The following is a 16,445-nucleotide window of genomic DNA, read 5'->3' on the forward strand; positions in this document are numbered from 1 at the left end:
GAGCCCGCTGAGCGCATTGCATGTTCGCGCCAGCGCAATCCATTACACGCGATGCACGTGGTCATAGCGCCCGGCGATCGCTGACAGCGCAACCGGCTTGATCCTGCGCGCCTGTCCGGCGCTGCCGAATGCCTCGAAGCGGGAGCGGCACAGGTCCCGCGCCGCGCCAAGTGCGTCCGAGAAGAATCGTCGAACGTCGAACTCGGAAGGACGCTGTGCGAGTGAGCGACGTATTGCGCCGGTCATCACGAGGCGGATATCCGTATCGATGTTGACCTTGCGTACGCCGTGACGAATGCCCTCGCAGATCTCTTCGACCGGAACACCGTATGTTTCCCGGATTTCACCGCCAAACTCGCGGATGATCTCAAGCCATTCCTGAGGCACCGAACTCGATCCGTGCATGACCAGGTGGGTATTGGGCAGGCGGCGATGAATTTCCCTGATCCGGTCGATCGCGAGAATATTGCCCGACGGTTCGCGGGAAAATTTGTAGGCGCCATGCGATGTACCAATAGCGATTGCCAACGCGTCGACTCCGGTCCGCTGCACGAAATCGGCAGCCTGATCGGGGTCGGTCAGCAGCATGTCGTGGGTCAGCACGCCTTCAGCACCGGAGCCGTCCTCCTCCCCGGCCATTCCCGATTCGAGCGAACCCAGGCATCCGAGCTCACCCTCGACTGACACCCCGACGGCATGCGCCATCTCCACCACGTTCCGCGTCACCTCGACGTTGTAGTCGTAGGTTGCAACGGTTTTCATATCCGGCATGAGTGAACCGTCCATCATCACGCTGCTGAACCCGCTGCGGATCGCGGCCTGGCAAACGGCCGGCGATGCCCCATGGTCCTGATGCATCACAACCGGGATGTCGGGATAAGTCTCGATCGCCGCAACAACCAGATGGCACAAAAACGCTTCGCCGGCGTATTTCCGCGCCCCGGCGGAGGCCTGCATGATGACCGGACTATCGCATTCAGCGGCCGCCTGCATGATCGCCTGAACCTGCTCGAGGTTATTGACGTTGAATGCCGGCACGCCATACGCGTATTCCGCCGCGTGGTCGAGTAACTGCCGCAATGAAATCAGCGCCATGTCATGTCCATGAAGTAATGTCGCCATGCGGCGAATGTCGTTAAATTGATATCGCGAACGATCACGACATCGTGCTGGCGTCGGCCGTTCTTGCGCGATCGCGCGCGACGCTGTGGCGCTCTGTGGCGCTGTGGCGCAACAAAAACGGAACTGGAGGACGCGTTGCCACGTCCTCGCCGTGTCTGGAACGGCACGATCGGGCTGGGTGAATCAGCAAGCTCAGCGCTTCGAAGCAGCTAATCGACGATCCCAGGCTCCATCTCGAGCGTGCGGCTCACCGCGTCCACGATCGCGTCCACCGTAATACCGAACTCTTCATACAACGTCTCGGCTGGCGCCGACTCGCCAAAGTGTGACAACCCGATCACAGCGCCGCTCAAGCCGACGTATTTCCGCCAGAAATCGCCTGCGGCCGCTTCAATTGCGACGCGCCGGATCGTGGGCGGCAGAACGGAAAGCTGGTATGCAAGCGGTTGGCTATCAAAGGTTGTGGTCGATGGCATCGATACGACCCGCGCGGCAATGCCCTGCCCGGCAAACGCTGTTTGCGCCTTCAATGCGAGCTCCACTTCGGAACCCGTCGCAATCAGAACGATGTCCGGTTTTCCGCCCGCTGCCTCCGACAACACATAGCCGCCTTGCCGGATTTGTGCCTTCGCCTGTGCGTTGCGGGAAAGCGGTGGCAGATTCTGGCGAGAAAGTAACAGCGCAGTCGGCGCATCGACTGTCTCCAATGCTGCTGCCCATGCAAATGCTGTTTCGACTGCGTCTGCCGGACGCCATACGCTCATCCCCGGAATCTGACGCAGCATCGCCGCGTGCTCGACCGGCTGATGGGTAGGTCCATCCTCGCCGAGACCAATCGAATCGTGGGTGAAGACATAGATGCATTGCAGGTGCATCAACGCCGCCATACGAAGCGCATTCTTCGCATAGTCGGAAAACACCAGGAAGGTCCCGCCATACGGAAGAAAACCGCCATGGAGCGCAACGCCGTTCATGATCGCGGTCATGCCGAACTCGCGAACGCCGTAGTGGATATAGTTTCCAGATCCGTTCGCGCGGTCGGGTGTGAGCGCGCGGGAAGCCGGCACCATGGTGAGATTCGAGGGCGCGAGGTCCGCCGAGCCGCCCAGAAGTTCCGGCAGTCTGGCAACCAGCAGGTCAAGGCATTTCTGCGAAGCCTTGCGCGTGGCCATCGTCTGCTCGAACCAGTCACTGCCTTCCAGCAGGGTTTCGATCACGTCGGCGGACCGCTCGCGGCGACTGCCATACATGCGGGACTCGAAGTAACCGGCCTTTTCCGGAAAGTGAGTTCGATAGGCTTCGAACAGCGTGCGCCAGGCCATGTTGCGCTCACGGCCCGCTCCGCGCGCGTCCCACGCGTCTCGAATCGATTCGGGAATGTGGAATGGCGCGTGATGCCAGCCAAGATGCGCCCGCGTGGCCGCGATCTCAGCGGCACCGAGCGGAGCGCCATGCACGTCGTGCGTGCCGGCCCGATTCGGTGAACCGTGTCCGATCACCGTCTTGCAGCAGATCAAGGTCGGCCGGTCACGTTCCGCACGCCCTGCCTTGATCGCCTGCTCGATCGAGAGCGGATCATGTCCGTCGACACCCTCGATGACATGCCAGCCATACGCACGGAAGCGCATCGGGGTCTGGTCGGTGAACCAGCCTTCCACATGGCCATCGATCGAAATGCCGTTGTCGTCATAAAACGCGATCAGTTTGCCGAGATGCCATGTGCCGGCGAGCGAGCAGGCCTCATGCGAGACGCCCTCCATGAGGCAGCCGTCACCGAGAAACACATAGGTGTGGTGATCGACAATATCGAAACCCGGTTCGTTGAATTCAGCGGCCAACAGCCGTTCAGCTAACGCCATGCCGACGGCATTGGCAAGGCCCTGCCCCAGCGGGCCGGTGGTCGTCTCGACGCCCGGCGTCAGACCGCGTTCCGGGTGCCCTGGCGTGATCGACTGCCACTTCCGGAATCTCTTCAGATCATCGATCGACAGGCCGTAGCCGCTCAAATGCAGCACGGCGTAGAGCAGCATCGAACCGTGACCGTTTGACAGCACAAAGCGATCCCGGTTAACCCAATCCGGAACCGCGGGATCATGCTTCAGGTACTTGCGCCACAGTACTTCGGCAATATCCGCCATTCCCATCGGCATGCCGGGATGTCCAGAATTGGCCGCCTGGACGGCGTCGATGGCCAGAAACCGCACTGCGTTGGCAAGTTCTGCCCGGGTCGGATTAGCATAAGACATGAATCACCGCTATTTCGTATACCTAAGTTAATATATTGAAGCCTCGCGCGTTTTTCGACGAGGCTCCGGCATCCAGTCTTCGGGTACGGTTACGACGTCAGGCAGCGCGGACCGCGGTGCCGTCGAGCAGATGCGTAAGAGATTCGCCCATGCTGCGCAGGATCAGGAAGCAGGAACATGCGCCGGCGTCCAGGACACCAATCGAACGGTCGCCTAGCCGGGCAGCGCGTCCGATACGGGCACGCAGGTCGCGCGTCGAATTCATTCCGGCTTCCGCGGCAACCACCATCGCATCAATGCACGCCCGGAAGCTCTTACCCTCTTCCAACGCCGCCCCATACGCCGTCCGCGCGGGAACCAGCGTGTCGATCAGCGTCTTATCGCCGACCTTCGCATCACCGATCTCCTGCACAGAATCGATCCCGACAACGAGCGCCTGATAGAAAAGGGATTTGTCGAGCTCGACATGGTCCGCAAACGTATCGCTCATACTGAGAAAGAAGGTCCCGTAGAGCGGCCCCATCGAACCACCGATCCCGTCCATGAGCGCCGAAGACAGATCGCCCAGGGCCACCGGGAGTGACGGCAGTGCTCCGCGTGCCGCAAGATGCTCGCCACACTGGCTAAAGCCCTTGCTCATGTTGATGCCATGGTCGCCGTCACCAATCGCGCCGTCGACTTCGCTCAGATACTGGCGATTCGCATTGATGGTTCGAACCAGATCGACAACGACTCCACCGGCGTCGGCCAATTTAACGATTTCAGTCATCGTGTGTCTCCCACATTGAGTCCGATGCTTTGACATGGATGCGCGAGGCACGCGCTCAGTTCGTCGTCGAGTTTCGTCAACGTCAGCGTGACCCCCATCATTTCCAGGGACGTAAAAAGATTGCCGACGAACGAGAACTGGATGTCGATTCCCGCTTCGCGCAGATACTCGGCAACCTCTCCGTACAGGATGTATTGCTCCATCACCGGCGTTGCGCCGAGACCCGACAACAGCACCGACACCCTGTCGCCTCTGGCAAAAGGCAAATCCGGCAACAGCTTGTCGAGCATCAGCCTCGCCATGTCTCTCGCGGGAACGGTGGGCTGGACCAGGATTCCGGGTTCGCCATGGTGGCCAATGCCGACTTCCATTTCGCCATCCTTAATGACGAAGTTCGCCTTGCCGACTGCCGGGATCGTACAGGCGGACAGGCCGACGCCGATCGAGCGCGTCGAGTCCACCGCTTTGCGCGCACTGGCGATCACTTCATCGAGCGTGGCGCCCTGGGCCGCCCGCGCCCCGCCAACCTTCCACATCACGATTTCACCAGCAACGCCGCGCCGTTTTTCGATCTCGTCTTTCGGCGCCGACGCGGCATCGTCGTTTGCGACGACCGTGCGCACGCGAATACCTTCGCGCTCGGCCAGCTTGATTGCCATCTTTACGTTCATATTGTCGCCCGCGTAGTTGCCGTAAAGGCACGCTACGCCCGCGCCACTGTCGGCCGCCTTGAAAGCTTCAAAGAATGATTTCGCAGTTGGCGACGAAAAGATTTCGCCGATGGCCACGGCGTCCACCAGGTTGCGCCCGACGTAGCCGATAAAAGCCGGTTCGTGTCCTGATCCCCCTCCCGTCACAATGCCCACACGGTCCTTCTGGCGAGCATGCGCATGCGAGACAACGCGAGGATTCTCCGGCGCGGCGCGCAGCTCCGGGTGTGCCGCGAGGATGCCGCGGAGCATGTCCTCGACAACGAGATCAGGATTGTTAATGACGCGATTCATACCGTTCCTTTACATCTTGAGTATTGTTACTGGGCGGTGTAGCCGCCATCAATCACGATATTCTCGCCGTTGACCATGGCGGCCGCGTCGCTGACCAGATACAGAATCAACGCGGCGATTTCGTCGGGGCGTGCAAATCTCCCTGCGGGAATTTTAGCCTTCATCGCTTCGCCCACCGCGCCCGCCCAGGCTTTCCTGCCCAGCTCGGTGTCGACGACCGTGGGCGAAACGGCATTGACCGTAATACCGTGCTTTGCCCATTCGAGCGCGAGCACCTTTGTCATGCCGACGATTGCCGCCTTGCTCGCGCAATACGCCACGTGGCGCTCCAAGGCAACGACGCTCGCCTGAGAAGCCAGATTCACGATCCGGCCGGCACCACCACGGCTCAGCATCTGCTTGCCGACGGCCTGCGCAAGGAGAAACGGGGCTTTGAGGTTGATCGTCATCGTCTTGTCCCAGGCTTCCTCGGACAGTGCTTCCGCGTTCTCAAGCAGAGCGACGCCGGCATTGTTGACCAGGATGTCGACGGGACCTAACGTTTCGGTCACGCGCCGCACCAGCGCATCCGGGATCCCGGCAACAGTGATATCCGCCGCGATACCCACGTGCCGCTCCAGGCCGCCAGGAAGCGTCCGGGCCACAGCCTCGACGGCCGGGTTGATATCGAGCAGCGCAACGCGCGCACCCGCGGCAGCAAGGCACTCGGCAACGGCAAACCCGATACCGCTAGCCGCACCGGTCACGACCGCAACGCGATCCGTGATATCAAAAGGGGTCGTTGAATTGACCGACATCGCTCCACTCCTTGATTAGTTGCTCTTGGGAATCTTGTTGAGAATCTCCTGGGCATTGGCCGGCGTGACCTGCGTCCAAGGCACCGCGTAGGACTTGGCCGTCCCGTCGTCCCAAGGCATCTTCGCGCCGTATCCTGCCCAGACGTCCGAGCGCGGTTTGTAAGACGAACCGACGACCGTACGCAGTGCAACGTCCAGTGCACCTTGCGCCTGCGCCTGCGAGTCCTGGAAGAAGGTGGTCATTTCGCCGCGCTTGACTGCCGCGATACCGTCGACAATTCCGTCAATGCCGGCGACCGGGACCTTCTTCGGATCGAGGCCCTTTGATTTCAGCGCCTGGATGGCGCCGAGCGCCATGTCATCATTCTCCGCAATGATGCCGCTAATCTGCCCCGGATGCGCGGTCAGCCAATTCTCGACCAGTGCCAGTGACTCCGCACGCGACCAGTTCGCCGTCTTATGCTCGAGCACCTTCACGTCCTGATTTTTTGACAGCACGTCCTGAATACCCTTCGAACGATCGATCTGCGCGGACTGGCCAATCGGACCCTCGAGGATCACGACGTTGCCCTTGCCGCCGATTGCCTTGACGATCGCCTCCGCTTCCATCTGGCCCGCGATCACGTCGTTGCTACCAACATAGGACGTAAGCTTGTCGCCGGACACCAGGGTATTCGATCCGATGACCGGAATATGCGCCGCGGCGGCTTTCGCCACGGCAGCAGCGCCCGCGGCCTTGTCGATCGGCACGAAAATGATCGCGTCGTATTTCTGCGTGATCATCGTGTCGAACTGGTTGCTCTGGGTGAGTGCGTCATAGTTGCCGTCGAATACCGTGAGCTGCACCGTACCGTCCTTGACGGCGGGCTGCGCCTTAAGCGCGTTGGTCCACATCTGCATGAACTCGCCCTTGAGACCATACACCGCCGCACCAATACGGATGGGCTTAGCCTGCGCCACGGTACAGGTGAGGCCCATCACCACGCAGGCCAGCACGGTTCTTTTCCACGAAATCATTGAAGTCTCCTGAATTTTTCCGGATTGTTGCTTTTGGGTTGACGTTATTGCTTCTTGCGCGAAGCATCGAGCAGGACGGCGCCGACGATAATGACGCCCTTTACAACTTGCTGGTAATACGACGACACGCCCAGCAGATTCAGTCCGTTATTGATGACGCCGATCAGCAGAGCGCCAACGACAGTTCCTCCGAGCGACCCGGTGCCGCCCGACAGGCTCGTGCCGCCAATCACTACGGCCGCAATCGCATCGAGTTCATAGGACATGCCGGCCTGCGGCAACGCCGATGTCGTGCGCGCGGCGAGGATGATCCCGGCAAGGCCCGCCAGCAGTCCGCCGATCACGTAGACGGAAAAGATGATCTTCCCGGTCGAGATACCGCTCGTTTTAGCGCTCCTTGCATTGCCGCCCACGGCATAAACGTAGCGGCCGTAAGTCGTATAACGCAGCACAAACCAGAACAGGACGACGACAAGAGCGAACACGATGATCGGCACCGGTATCCCGGCAATCGTACCCGTGCCGATGCTCAGGTACCCATCCGGCAGATCGGTCACCGGCATGCCGTCGTTATAGATATAGGTCAGCCCCCGCGCCGCGCTCAGCATGCCGAGCGTGGCAACAAAAGGAGGAATGGAGAGCCGGGCAACGAGCACGCCGTTAATCGCGCCAACCGCAGCGCCAACAGCAAGCCCTGCTGTCAGTCCGAATGCCGCGCCGTGCGGATGCGGACCGGTCACGAGACTGGCGCTGACGATGCCGGCGAGAGCAAGCGTGGACCCGACCGACAGATCAATGCCCGCTGTGAGAACGATATAAGTCATCCCGACGGCCAGAATGCCGTTGATCGACGTTTGTCGCAGGATGTCCGCGATGTTGCCCAGCGTCAGAAAGTACTGATTTGCAAAGGACAACACGATGCACAGGACGATGAGCACGGCGACGATGCCGTAGCGCCGGTAGATATCGCGCATATGGGCGGAACGGCTTTGGCTCGCCGGGGCTTTCAGGGAAGGGGTATGAGTATTCATGATGCGAGATGCAGAAGATCTTCCTGAGTGGTGGTATGGCCGTCGATCACGGTGACCAACTGCCCCGACTTGAAAATGGCGATGCGGTCGCTAACATCCAGAATTTCCTGTGCCTCGGAAGACACCACCATGGCGGCACCGCCTTTCGATACGAAGTCGTCGAGCAGCTTGTAGACCTCGCGCTTGGCGCCCTCATCGATGCCTCGGGTCGGTTCGTCGCACAGCAGGCACGTAGGCTCGGTTGAAAGACAACGCGCGAGCACGACCTTCTGCTGGTTCCCCCCGCTCATCGACGAGACCGGCAGCGACACCGAGCTGGTCTTGATCCGCATGCGATCGACCATCGTGTCGACGAGGGCCTTCACTTTCCGGCGGTTGATCAGCGACAGGCGCGACAGGCGGTTGTAGGCGGAGAACGAGATGTTGTCGCGCACGGAGGCCGACAGCACGAGCCCCGTCTCCTTGCGATCCTCCGTCACAAGCGACAGGCCGGCCTGAATAGCCTTGCGGGGACGGCCAACCGGCAATGCGCGGCCCTTGAGCATGACTTGACCGCTATCGGGACGGGTCAGCCCATACATGCAGTTGAGGTATTCACTGCGGCCGGCGCCCATGAGCCCGTAGATGCCCAGGATTTCGCCCTGGTGAACCGTGAGCGAGATATCGTTGAATTCCGACTCCCGCGAAAGACCTGTCGACTCCAGTACGGGCTTGCCCACGGCCCTGCGAACCTTCTCGGCGGAATGAAGCTTGCGGCCGACGATCGTGCTCACCAGATAGGAGCGATCGATGTCGGCGATACGCCCGCTGTCGACATACCGTCCGTCGCGAAAGACCGTGTAGTCGTCCGCGATCTGGAATATTTCCGAGAGCCGGTGGCTGACATAGATGATCCCGGTCCCCTGCGCCGTCAGGTTACGGATCGCGTTGAACAGCACTTCGGTTTCGCGCTCGCCGATCGCTGAAGTCGGCTCGTCCATGATCATCACGTCGCAGTCGCGGCTGAATGCCTTGGCGATCTCAACCAGCTGGATCTGCGCGAGGCTCAGCGATGACATGCGCGCACGCGCGTCGACCGGAAAAGCAAGTCGATCCAGAAGCGCCTGTGCTTGCCGCGCGAGCGCCGCGAATTTGACCAGCACACCCGCCCTGCGCGGCTCGCGACCGAGATACAGGTTTTCGGCAACGGTCATGCCGGGAATTGGCGAGAGCTCCTGGGTAATGATCGCGATGCGATTGTCCAGCGCTTCAGCCGGCGTCTGAAAATTGACGCTTCGCCCTTTGAACAGGATTTCGCCGGCATCGCGTTGAGTAATGCCCATGACGATGCCAAGGAAGGTCGATTTTCCAGCACCGTTCCCGCCGCATAGCGCGTGGACGCTTCCGCGCCGCAGCTTCAACCGGCCGTCCTCCAGCGCCCTGACACCATTGAATGCCTTTTGTACTCCGCTGGCATCCACAAGAAGGTTGTTCACTTTGTCTCCTTACATTTGCTCGTCTCTGAACATTTGAGCATCTGGATCACATCGTAGTTTCGCGCCCACCACCTGTCAATTACCGGACTCACGTGGTTTACCCCTAATGCCGCCCTATTTGCCAATCTGCTGCAGCGCGGCGGTATAAGTTGATTGCGTGAGGCTACGGCGATACAAGCCAACATAAAAAACTCACGTCGGTGGCCTTGACTTTCACATGCACACGAATGAGAATTTGATCAATCATGAACATTTGATCACTCGTAAATTGGGCAACCGCGAACAACTGGAGCGAAATATGAAGCTGGCAATCGGATGCGATGAGGCCGCATTTGACCTGAAGGAACTGATCAAGCAACATTTGACTGGCAAGGGACTGGACGTCACCGACTTCGGCACCTATGAGGCGGAACCTGTCCACTACCCGAACATCGCGTTCGCCGTGGCCGAGAAGGTTGCGCAAGGCGAGTTTGATCGGGCCGTGCTGCTGTGCGGAACTGGAATCGGTATGGCGATCGCCGCCAACAAGGTGCGCGGCATTCGCGCCGCGCAATGCCACGACACCTATTCAGCAGAGCGGGCAAGCAAGAGCAACGACGCGCAAATCATTACAATTGGCGCTCGCGTGGTCGGTCCCGAACTCGCGAAAGCGATTGTTGACACATGGCTTGGTGCGAGCTTCGACGGCGGACGCTCCGTCCCGAAGGTGAACCGCATCAAGGAATACGAGGATGACCACCAGTTACCCCGCAACAAGAAGCCTGTGTGAACTGGCTGACCAGGTCATCAGTCAATCGCCCACCGGCTCCGCGGCAGGCCACGTTATATCCAGCCGAATGGGAAAGAGACAAATCATATGACCACCGACGAACTGACTCGTCTGGCAACGCTTTACTATGTCGACGGACTCACGCAGGAGGATCTGTCAAAGCAGTTCTCGCTGTCTCGAGCCAAGATTGGCCGTCTTCTGAAGCGTGCGCAGGAAGAAGGCATCGTTGAAATTCGCGTCAGGCACCATCCACGTGATACACGGGACCTCGAGCGTGAGTTGATCGACCGGTTCGGGATCGAAAAGGCGATCGTGTCCGTCAATCACAAGGATCAGGACAAGCAGCGCGAACTGCTCGCGGGTCTGGTCGCCAGTCATCTGGATCGCATTCTCACTAACGACATGATCGTTGCCGTGGGTATCGGCCGCAATATCAACGCGATTTCCGAGCACGCGATCTCGTCCACGCAGCGCTCTCCGACCTTCGTCTGCGCCATCGGCGGGTTCTACCGGGGCGGCGAGGTCATGAATGCCGACCACATCAGCCGCCGGCTTGCCGCCCGCTTCGGAGGTGGCAGCGAAACGCTTTACGCGCCGGCCCTCGTGGGCGACCCCGCCGTCCGCGAGGGCCTGCTCCACAACGATGCGGTCAAACCCACGCTCGACAAGGCGCGTAGAGCACACATCGCACTGGTTGGCGTCGGCGACATCAATGAAGACAGCATCATGGTTCGTAACGGCTGGTTTTCACCGGACGAGATCGCTGAGCTTCGCAAGTGCGGCGCAGTCGGCGACCTGATGGGCTACCACTTCATCGATATTGCCGGCCGTCCCGTTGTCACTCCGGTTCGCGACCGGGTCATTGGTCTTGGCATGGAAGACCTGAAACGCATTCCGAACGTTATTGCGGTCGCCAGCGAAAATACCAAGACAACCGCCGTCCTGGGCGCGTTGCGCGCAGGCGTAATCACCACGCTCGCAACGACGGAAGCCATTGCTCAATCGATTGTCAGCCTGGAAGACGCCACTCGCAACCCGCTTTCTCCGCAACAGTCGGAAATGGCCACCCGGTAAAAGTTAAGCTCCGGCATCACGCATGGATATGGCGCGCAAACCTGCGCGGCATATCCACGTGGTCCACGCGCCTACTTCCCGACCCGCTCGAGAACCGCGAAGTTGCCACCCCGCATTCCGACGATCTGCATCATGACGTGGGAATGATTGTGCTCATCCATCGCAAAGGTGCCGCCAAGCATGGACGGCATCTGTGTCGATCGCAGCGCCTGCTGTACCGCAACAGGATCGTCCGACTTCGCGCGACGAATCGCGTCGACGACCAGCTCCGTCGCCTCAAATGCAAAGACCGACCGCTGGGTCGGAGCGAGTCCGTATTTCTCTCGATAAGCGGCCGCGAACTCTCGCACACCGGATTCGGGCGCCGAGGGTGTAAATACTGAAATCCCCGCAGCCTGATCAAGCCCGCCAGCCGCTACGAACCGGGGCGACAAGTTCGCAATCGCCGCCGTGAAATCAACGCGGCCCGCTACAGGAATGCCACCGCCGAGTTGCTCATAGGCACGGAAAAATGCCCCGCTAGACCCGCTCAGGAGAGTAACGATGCGATCCGGCTGCAGCGCCTTCAATCGCTTGAGCGTCGGAGCAAGGTCCGCGGCGCCCTTTGCAACGGTCTCGCTGGCCAAGGTCTGGATGTGTACGACCGCCGCAGCCTTTTCCATCGCCACTGCATTGGCGCGGTTGAAGTCGTTGTCATCCGCCAGGATCACGATACGTTCGACATTGCGGGCCTTCAGCCACCGCATCATCGCAGTCGCGACATCACCGTCGGATGGACTGGTTTTGAAAACGTAGTCATAACCACCGGAACCGGCGGCGTCGACGAATTCCTGGCCCGCCGAAATGTCGATCACCAACGGCACCTTCGCGGCATTCGCTACCGGCATCACAGCACGCGTGACAGGTGTCGCCAGCGCGCCCAACAACACAGAAACATGCTGCTGCTCGATCAGGCGCCGCGCCGCCGCAATGCCGGTTGCCGGATCGGCGGCGTTATCGGCGTAAAACGCCTCGACCGGTCTCCCGAGCACGCCGCCGGATGCGTTGATGCGCTGTAATGCCAACTCGACGCCGTATTGCTCGCTCTGTCCGCGATCAGCATTCGGGCCGCTCAGGATGGTTGTGACGCCGATGCGAACGGGGTCCGCGGCGAATGCCGGGCTAACCACAATCGCCAACCCCGTCGCCAACAACACTGACATCAATCTCATACACGACTCCTTTGCTGATGGCTTCACGAGCGATCACAGCCGGACTACCCGCGGAAAAACCTCTTACCGGAACAGAAGGCGAGCGTCGCTTTACGCGTGTACGTCGACCACCACTTTGCCGAAATGCCGCCCTCCCGCGAGATATTCATAAGCGGATGGAGCCTCATCGAACGGGAAAACTTTGTCGACTGCAGGATTGATCTTGTTGACGTCGACGAAACGGACGAGCTGTTCGAGCATCACACGGCTACCGGCCGTAATCCCGACGAGGCGCTTTGCTCCGCCGATGAGCGCGCCGGGCTCGATCGAGACACCCCCGCCGCCGCTGACCCGGCCGATCACGACAATCGTTCCGCCGGCCCCCGCTGCCTTCAGGGAGCGCGCCAATGTACCTTCGCCCCCCACCTCGACAACGACATCGACGCCGGCCCCCTCCGTGAGTTGCAAGACTTCGTCCTGCCATTCCGGGCTGGTCCGGTAGTTGACGGTCGCATTCGCGCCCAGCGAGCGTGCACGTTCAAGTTTTTTGTCCTGGGACGATGTCACGATCGTGAAGACCCCCGCGGCTCTGGCGAGCTGCAGCGCCCAAAGCGAGACACCACCGGTTCCCAGCAGGAGCACGCTGCCTCCGGGCTTGACCGCGCCTGCAACGAACAATGCATTCCATGCCGTCACGCCCGCGCAAGGCAACGTTGCAGCTGAAATGGGATCAAGACTGCGTGGCGCCTGCACGAAAGCCTCCTCACTTGCCACGACTTCTTCGGCGAGCGTGCCGTCGAACTGGGCGCCGAAAGACACGGCTGTCTTGTTGAGGGACAACGCACCGTCAATCCATCGCGGGTAATAACTTGTGATGACGCGATCGCCCACTCCGAAACGGGTGACCGCCGCCCCAATGGCGATGACGTCCCCGCACCCATCGACGAGCGGAACGATCGGATAGCTCGGCGGGTTATAAAACTGGCCTCGCGCGAAACTGAGGTCACGATGGTTGAGCGCAGCAGCGTCCACGCGCACCCTGATTTCGTGGGCACCAAGGTCCTGGCCTGGGCGTTCGACACGTTCAAGCCCGGCAATCCCGGCCCCAGCCTGCATTTGATAAGCCTTCACGACACCTCCTGGTAGACAGCGCGGCGCAACGCCATTGGAAAATTCCCGGTCATGCCTGCGACCGCTGTGTTCGTCAACGCAACGACAGAAATGCCGGCAGCGGGGTCCACCCAGAAATTCGTGCCGTACACGCCGGACCAGCTCCAGGCGCCGGCGCTCACTGGCGACTTCGCCGCGGCCGGATCCCTGAGTACGGCCACGCCGAGTCCCCAGCCGAAGCCTGGACCGGCTGCGCCGACCGGCAGATCCCCGATCGCATTGGACGTCATCGCTGCGACGGTTTCCGGGCGGATGATGCCCGCGCCACCGGAGCGGATCGCTTCGGCAAAGCGGAGGTAGTCTTCCGCCGTGCCTACCATGCCGACTCCGCCTGATGGAAAGGCGGTCGGGTCGAACGCGCGAGCGGGCGAATATACGATTGCGCTTTGCCCGAACGCGAGCGAGAACGGATCGGTCATCCGGGCGGGCTGAGGCGACGCATCGCCATACGGCGTCGCTAGCACGGTATTGTCTGAAGCGACGAAGCGGATGCTGGAGATGCCCAGAGGGTCCATCACGATGCGTTGGACCGCGTCGGGCAATGTCATGCCGGCCACGCGCTCGATGACTGCACCGAGCACGTCGATGGCGACGGAATAATGCCAGGCCGTACCCGGCTCGAAAAGCAGCGGCGCCGATGCGATTCGCCGGAGGTTCTCTTCGAGCGACAGGCCGGAATGATCGAGGCCATCGGACACACCGAGCCGGTGATAAGGACCGTCCTCGGCCTCCAGAAAACCGTACGTCAACCCGGCCGTATGCGTAAGCAGATGGCGCACTGTGATGACTGGCTCGCGGCCATCGGGCAGCTTCGGCCGGAAGTCGGGAAGCCACCGTGTCACGGGGTCTTCCAGGCGAAGCCGGTCACGATCGATGAGTGCCAGCGCCGTCACGCAGACAATCGGTTTTGTCATCGACGCCAATCGGCAGACTTCGTTTTCCGTCATCGGCCGACGGGCTTCACGGTCGGTAAAACCCGCCGCGCGCCGATAGACAATCTCTCCGTCTTTCGCGGCAATCACTGTCGCGCCCACGATGCGCCCACTGTTCACCGCGTCGAAAATGACGGTGTCCAGCGCCTTCACCTGAATCAACTGGGGCTGAATGGCCGGCACAGATGGCGCCGCACCGGAAACCGGCTTCGTCAACGCCGCGGTCATGCCACCGATCGCGGCGGCGACACAGAATTCACGGCGAGACACCTTTCGAACCGCAGCAGTTCGATGGGACGGGGATGCTTTCATTGCTGTTCTTGCCGCTTACGCGGCCTCTGTCACGGTACACAGCAATGTACAGTTTCACCTGTGAGGCGATAATATGCTCACTTGTCGATTCAGTTTTTAACCTGAGTGAGAAATCACAATGCTTGATCGCATTACGGGAATGCAGGTGTTCTCCCGAGCAGCGACTGCCGGAAGCCTCTCCGCGGCCGCCCGGCAGCTCGGCCTGTCGCCCGCGATGGCGACAAAACACCTGGATGCGGTAGAGCAACGGCTAGGCGTGCGCCTGTTTCATCGCAGCACGCGCAAGCTCACGCTCACCGAAGCGGGTCAGCAATATCTGGAAACGTGTGCCCGCCTCCTTCCCGATCTGGAAGAGGCGGAGGCAATGATCGCGTCTCAGCGCGTGGAGGCGAGCGGACTGCTGCGGCTGAATTCGCCCCTTTCGTTTGGCGTGCGCTACATCGCGCCGCTGATTCCTGCCTTCAGCAAAAAGCATCCCGGGGTGACCATCGATCTCGGATTGAACGATCGCGTCGTCGATCTCATGGAAGAGGGTTGGGATCTGACGATCCGGGTTGGGCGCCTGAAGGACAGCCGTCTCGTGTCCCGCAGGCTTGCAGAAAGCGCAATGATTGTTTGCGCGGCTCCCGGCTACTGGGAACGGCATGGGCGCCCGAAGCTGTCGTCCGATCTGTGCGCCCACAATTGCTTGAGCGTCACTTTTTCCAACATCTCGCGACCCGATGAATGGCGGTTCGGCAAGGATGGGGACAAACGCGTGCCTATCAACGGAACCATGCGGGCCAATAATGGCGATGCACTCGTCGCAGCAGCCGTGGCCGGTCTCGGCGTTCTCTACGAACCCGCGTTCATCGTGGCCGATGCAATCCGGCAACGTGCACTGGAGCAGATTGCGCTCGAAGTCCGCACTGCGGACCTTGGAGGCATACATCTGGTTCGCGCGCCGGATCGGGCTCCTCCGGCGAAGGTGCGGGTCATGACTGATTTCCTTCTCGCTGCATTCAATCCGCGTCCACCGTGGGCCATTCAATAGTGGCGCAGGTGTACAGGGCCAAGTGCCCGCACGAAGCTAAGCGCGCCAACTTACCCGTTCAACGCTCAATTGCACAGCGGCCCTGCTTTCACTCCGTAGTGAAAGCAGGGCCGCTATGCAACAACATGATTCAAGCCAGCGCGAGACTATCGCCCGCACTGCCGCCTATTAATGACCGAAGTTGGCGACCGGTGCCGAGTACGAACTCGGCGTCGTTTCCGTACGGCTGCCTGCTTGCGACGATCCGTTCGTGGCCGATCCATAACCGCTGGTTTGAGCAACGCTGTTTTGTGCGGCGACGCGCGCTTCCGCAGCCTGAATGTTGGCCGGATAATCGTCGACATTCGCGGTTGCCGGGTTGTAACCCGCCTTTTCCAGCTGGACCAGTTCAGCGCGCACCTGGGCGCGGGTCACCGGCTGATTGGATTGGGCAAAAGCAGCGAGCGGCGCAGTGATGAGAGCAGCGATAGCAACAGCTTCGATCAGGGATTTCATGACGACTAC

General features: G+C 60.7%; 15 protein-coding genes. 3 read left to right on the forward strand and 12 right to left on the reverse strand.

The genetic code is table 11. From position 1 onward, the window contains the following. Positions 1-42: 42 nt before the first annotated feature. From fba to PQQ95_RS05605, 8 genes are all read right to left on the reverse strand, one after another. The gene (gene fba, locus PQQ95_RS05570; RefSeq protein WP_408435627.1) at positions 43-1,095 is read right to left on the reverse strand and encodes a class II fructose-bisphosphate aldolase; all 1,053 of its coding nucleotides are present in this window, start codon (positions 1,093-1,095) and stop codon (positions 43-45) included. 236 nt (positions 1,096-1,331) lie between these two features. Continuing rightward, positions 1,332-3,368, reverse strand: a complete 2,037-nt coding sequence (tkt, locus tag PQQ95_RS05575; protein WP_408435629.1) for a transketolase — start codon at positions 3,366-3,368, stop codon at positions 1,332-1,334. Between the two features lie 97 nt (positions 3,369-3,465). Next, the gene (gene dhaL / locus PQQ95_RS05580) at positions 3,466-4,137 is read right to left on the reverse strand and encodes a dihydroxyacetone kinase subunit DhaL (protein WP_408435630.1); all 672 of its coding nucleotides are present in this window, start codon (positions 4,135-4,137) and stop codon (positions 3,466-3,468) included. Further along, positions 4,134-5,141 (reverse strand): dihydroxyacetone kinase subunit DhaK, encoded by a 1,008-nt coding sequence (locus tag PQQ95_RS05585; protein WP_408435632.1) that lies wholly within the window; start codon positions 5,139-5,141, stop codon positions 4,134-4,136. The genes dhaL and PQQ95_RS05585 overlap by 4 nt, the downstream gene beginning before the upstream one ends. A 26-nt stretch (positions 5,142-5,167) precedes the next feature. Further along, positions 5,168-5,938 carry a GolD/DthD family dehydrogenase gene (locus PQQ95_RS05590; RefSeq protein WP_408435634.1) on the reverse strand — a complete coding sequence of 257 codons (771 nt, stop codon included), beginning with the start codon at positions 5,936-5,938 and terminating at the stop codon, positions 5,168-5,170. Between the two features lie 15 nt (positions 5,939-5,953). Continuing rightward, positions 5,954-6,955, reverse strand: a complete 1,002-nt coding sequence (locus PQQ95_RS05595) for a substrate-binding domain-containing protein (RefSeq protein WP_408435636.1) — start codon at positions 6,953-6,955, stop codon at positions 5,954-5,956. A 44-nt stretch (positions 6,956-6,999) separates the two neighbouring features. After that, positions 7,000-7,986, reverse strand: a complete 987-nt coding sequence (locus PQQ95_RS05600; RefSeq protein ID WP_408435638.1) for an ABC transporter permease — start codon at positions 7,984-7,986, stop codon at positions 7,000-7,002. After that, a complete protein-coding gene (locus PQQ95_RS05605; protein WP_408435639.1) occupies positions 7,983-9,461 on the reverse strand; it encodes a sugar ABC transporter ATP-binding protein in 1,479 nt (492 codons plus the stop codon). Before PQQ95_RS05605 ends, PQQ95_RS05600 begins: the two co-directional genes overlap by 4 nt. A 298-nt stretch (positions 9,462-9,759) precedes the next feature. Between PQQ95_RS05605 and rpiB the strand changes: the two genes are divergently transcribed. Together rpiB and PQQ95_RS05615 are read left to right on the forward strand one after the other, a co-directional pair. Further along, on the forward strand, positions 9,760-10,230 hold the full coding sequence (gene rpiB, locus PQQ95_RS05610; protein ID WP_408436108.1) for a ribose 5-phosphate isomerase B: 471 nt from the start codon (positions 9,760-9,762) through the stop codon (positions 10,228-10,230). Positions 10,231-10,317: 87 nt separating this feature from the next. Beyond that, positions 10,318-11,304 carry a sugar-binding transcriptional regulator gene (locus PQQ95_RS05615; RefSeq protein ID WP_408435641.1) on the forward strand — a complete coding sequence of 329 codons (987 nt, stop codon included), beginning with the start codon at positions 10,318-10,320 and terminating at the stop codon, positions 11,302-11,304. A gap of 71 nt (positions 11,305-11,375) precedes the next feature. On the opposite strand, the gene PQQ95_RS05620 is transcribed toward PQQ95_RS05615, so the two are convergent. The 3 genes from PQQ95_RS05620 to PQQ95_RS05630 form a co-directional block, all read right to left on the reverse strand. Beyond that, complete coding sequence (locus tag PQQ95_RS05620; RefSeq protein ID WP_408435643.1) at positions 11,376-12,542, reverse strand: ABC transporter substrate-binding protein; 1,167 nt, start codon at positions 12,540-12,542, stop codon at positions 11,376-11,378. Between the two features lie 63 nt (positions 12,543-12,605). After that, the gene (locus tag PQQ95_RS05625) at positions 12,606-13,625 is read right to left on the reverse strand and encodes a zinc-dependent alcohol dehydrogenase family protein (RefSeq protein WP_408435645.1); all 1,020 of its coding nucleotides are present in this window, start codon (positions 13,623-13,625) and stop codon (positions 12,606-12,608) included. Further along, positions 13,622-14,824, reverse strand: a complete 1,203-nt coding sequence (locus PQQ95_RS05630) for a serine hydrolase domain-containing protein (protein ID WP_408436110.1) — start codon at positions 14,822-14,824, stop codon at positions 13,622-13,624. The genes PQQ95_RS05625 and PQQ95_RS05630 overlap by 4 nt, the downstream gene beginning before the upstream one ends. Positions 14,825-15,026: 202 nt before the next feature. Between PQQ95_RS05630 and PQQ95_RS05635 the strand changes: the two genes are divergently transcribed. Continuing rightward, entirely contained in the window at positions 15,027-15,941 is a 915-nt protein-coding gene (locus PQQ95_RS05635; protein WP_408435647.1) for a LysR family transcriptional regulator, read from the forward strand. Positions 15,942-16,109: 168 nt separating this feature from the next. Here the strand turns inward: PQQ95_RS05635 and PQQ95_RS05640 are convergent, their stop codons facing one another. Then, complete coding sequence (locus PQQ95_RS05640; RefSeq protein WP_408435649.1) at positions 16,110-16,436, reverse strand: DUF4148 domain-containing protein; 327 nt, start codon at positions 16,434-16,436, stop codon at positions 16,110-16,112. Positions 16,437-16,445 lie beyond the last annotated feature (9 nt).

Source organism: Paraburkholderia caffeinilytica (genome assembly GCF_046030355.1).
Taxonomy (GTDB): Bacteria; Pseudomonadota; Gammaproteobacteria; order Burkholderiales; family Burkholderiaceae; genus Paraburkholderia; species Paraburkholderia caffeinilytica_B.

Excerpts from the sequence above, each read along its gene's own strand:
- fba (WP_408435627.1), bottom strand. The coding sequence starts at position 1,095 with ATGGCGCTGATTTCATTGCGGCAGTTACTCGACCACGCGGCGGAATAC.
- tkt (WP_408435629.1), bottom strand. The coding sequence starts at position 3,368 with ATGTCTTATGCTAATCCGACCCGGGCAGAACTTGCCAACGCAGTGCGG.
- dhaL (WP_408435630.1), bottom strand. The coding sequence starts at position 4,137 with ATGACTGAAATCGTTAAATTGGCCGACGCCGGTGGAGTCGTTGTCGAT.
- PQQ95_RS05585 (WP_408435632.1), bottom strand. The coding sequence starts at position 5,141 with ATGAATCGCGTCATTAACAATCCTGATCTCGTTGTCGAGGACATGCTC.
- PQQ95_RS05590 (WP_408435634.1), bottom strand. The coding sequence starts at position 5,938 with ATGTCGGTCAATTCAACGACCCCTTTTGATATCACGGATCGCGTTGCG.
- PQQ95_RS05595 (WP_408435636.1), bottom strand. The coding sequence starts at position 6,955 with ATGATTTCGTGGAAAAGAACCGTGCTGGCCTGCGTGGTGATGGGCCTC.
- PQQ95_RS05600 (WP_408435638.1), bottom strand. The coding sequence starts at position 7,986 with ATGAATACTCATACCCCTTCCCTGAAAGCCCCGGCGAGCCAAAGCCGT.
- rpiB (WP_408436108.1), top strand. The coding sequence starts at position 9,760 with ATGAAGCTGGCAATCGGATGCGATGAGGCCGCATTTGACCTGAAGGAA.
- PQQ95_RS05615 (WP_408435641.1), top strand. The coding sequence starts at position 10,318 with ATGACCACCGACGAACTGACTCGTCTGGCAACGCTTTACTATGTCGAC.
- PQQ95_RS05630 (WP_408436110.1), bottom strand. The coding sequence starts at position 14,824 with ATGACCGCGGCGTTGACGAAGCCGGTTTCCGGTGCGGCGCCATCTGTG.
- PQQ95_RS05635 (WP_408435647.1), top strand. The coding sequence starts at position 15,027 with ATGCTTGATCGCATTACGGGAATGCAGGTGTTCTCCCGAGCAGCGACT.
- PQQ95_RS05640 (WP_408435649.1), bottom strand. The coding sequence starts at position 16,436 with ATGAAATCCCTGATCGAAGCTGTTGCTATCGCTGCTCTCATCACTGCG.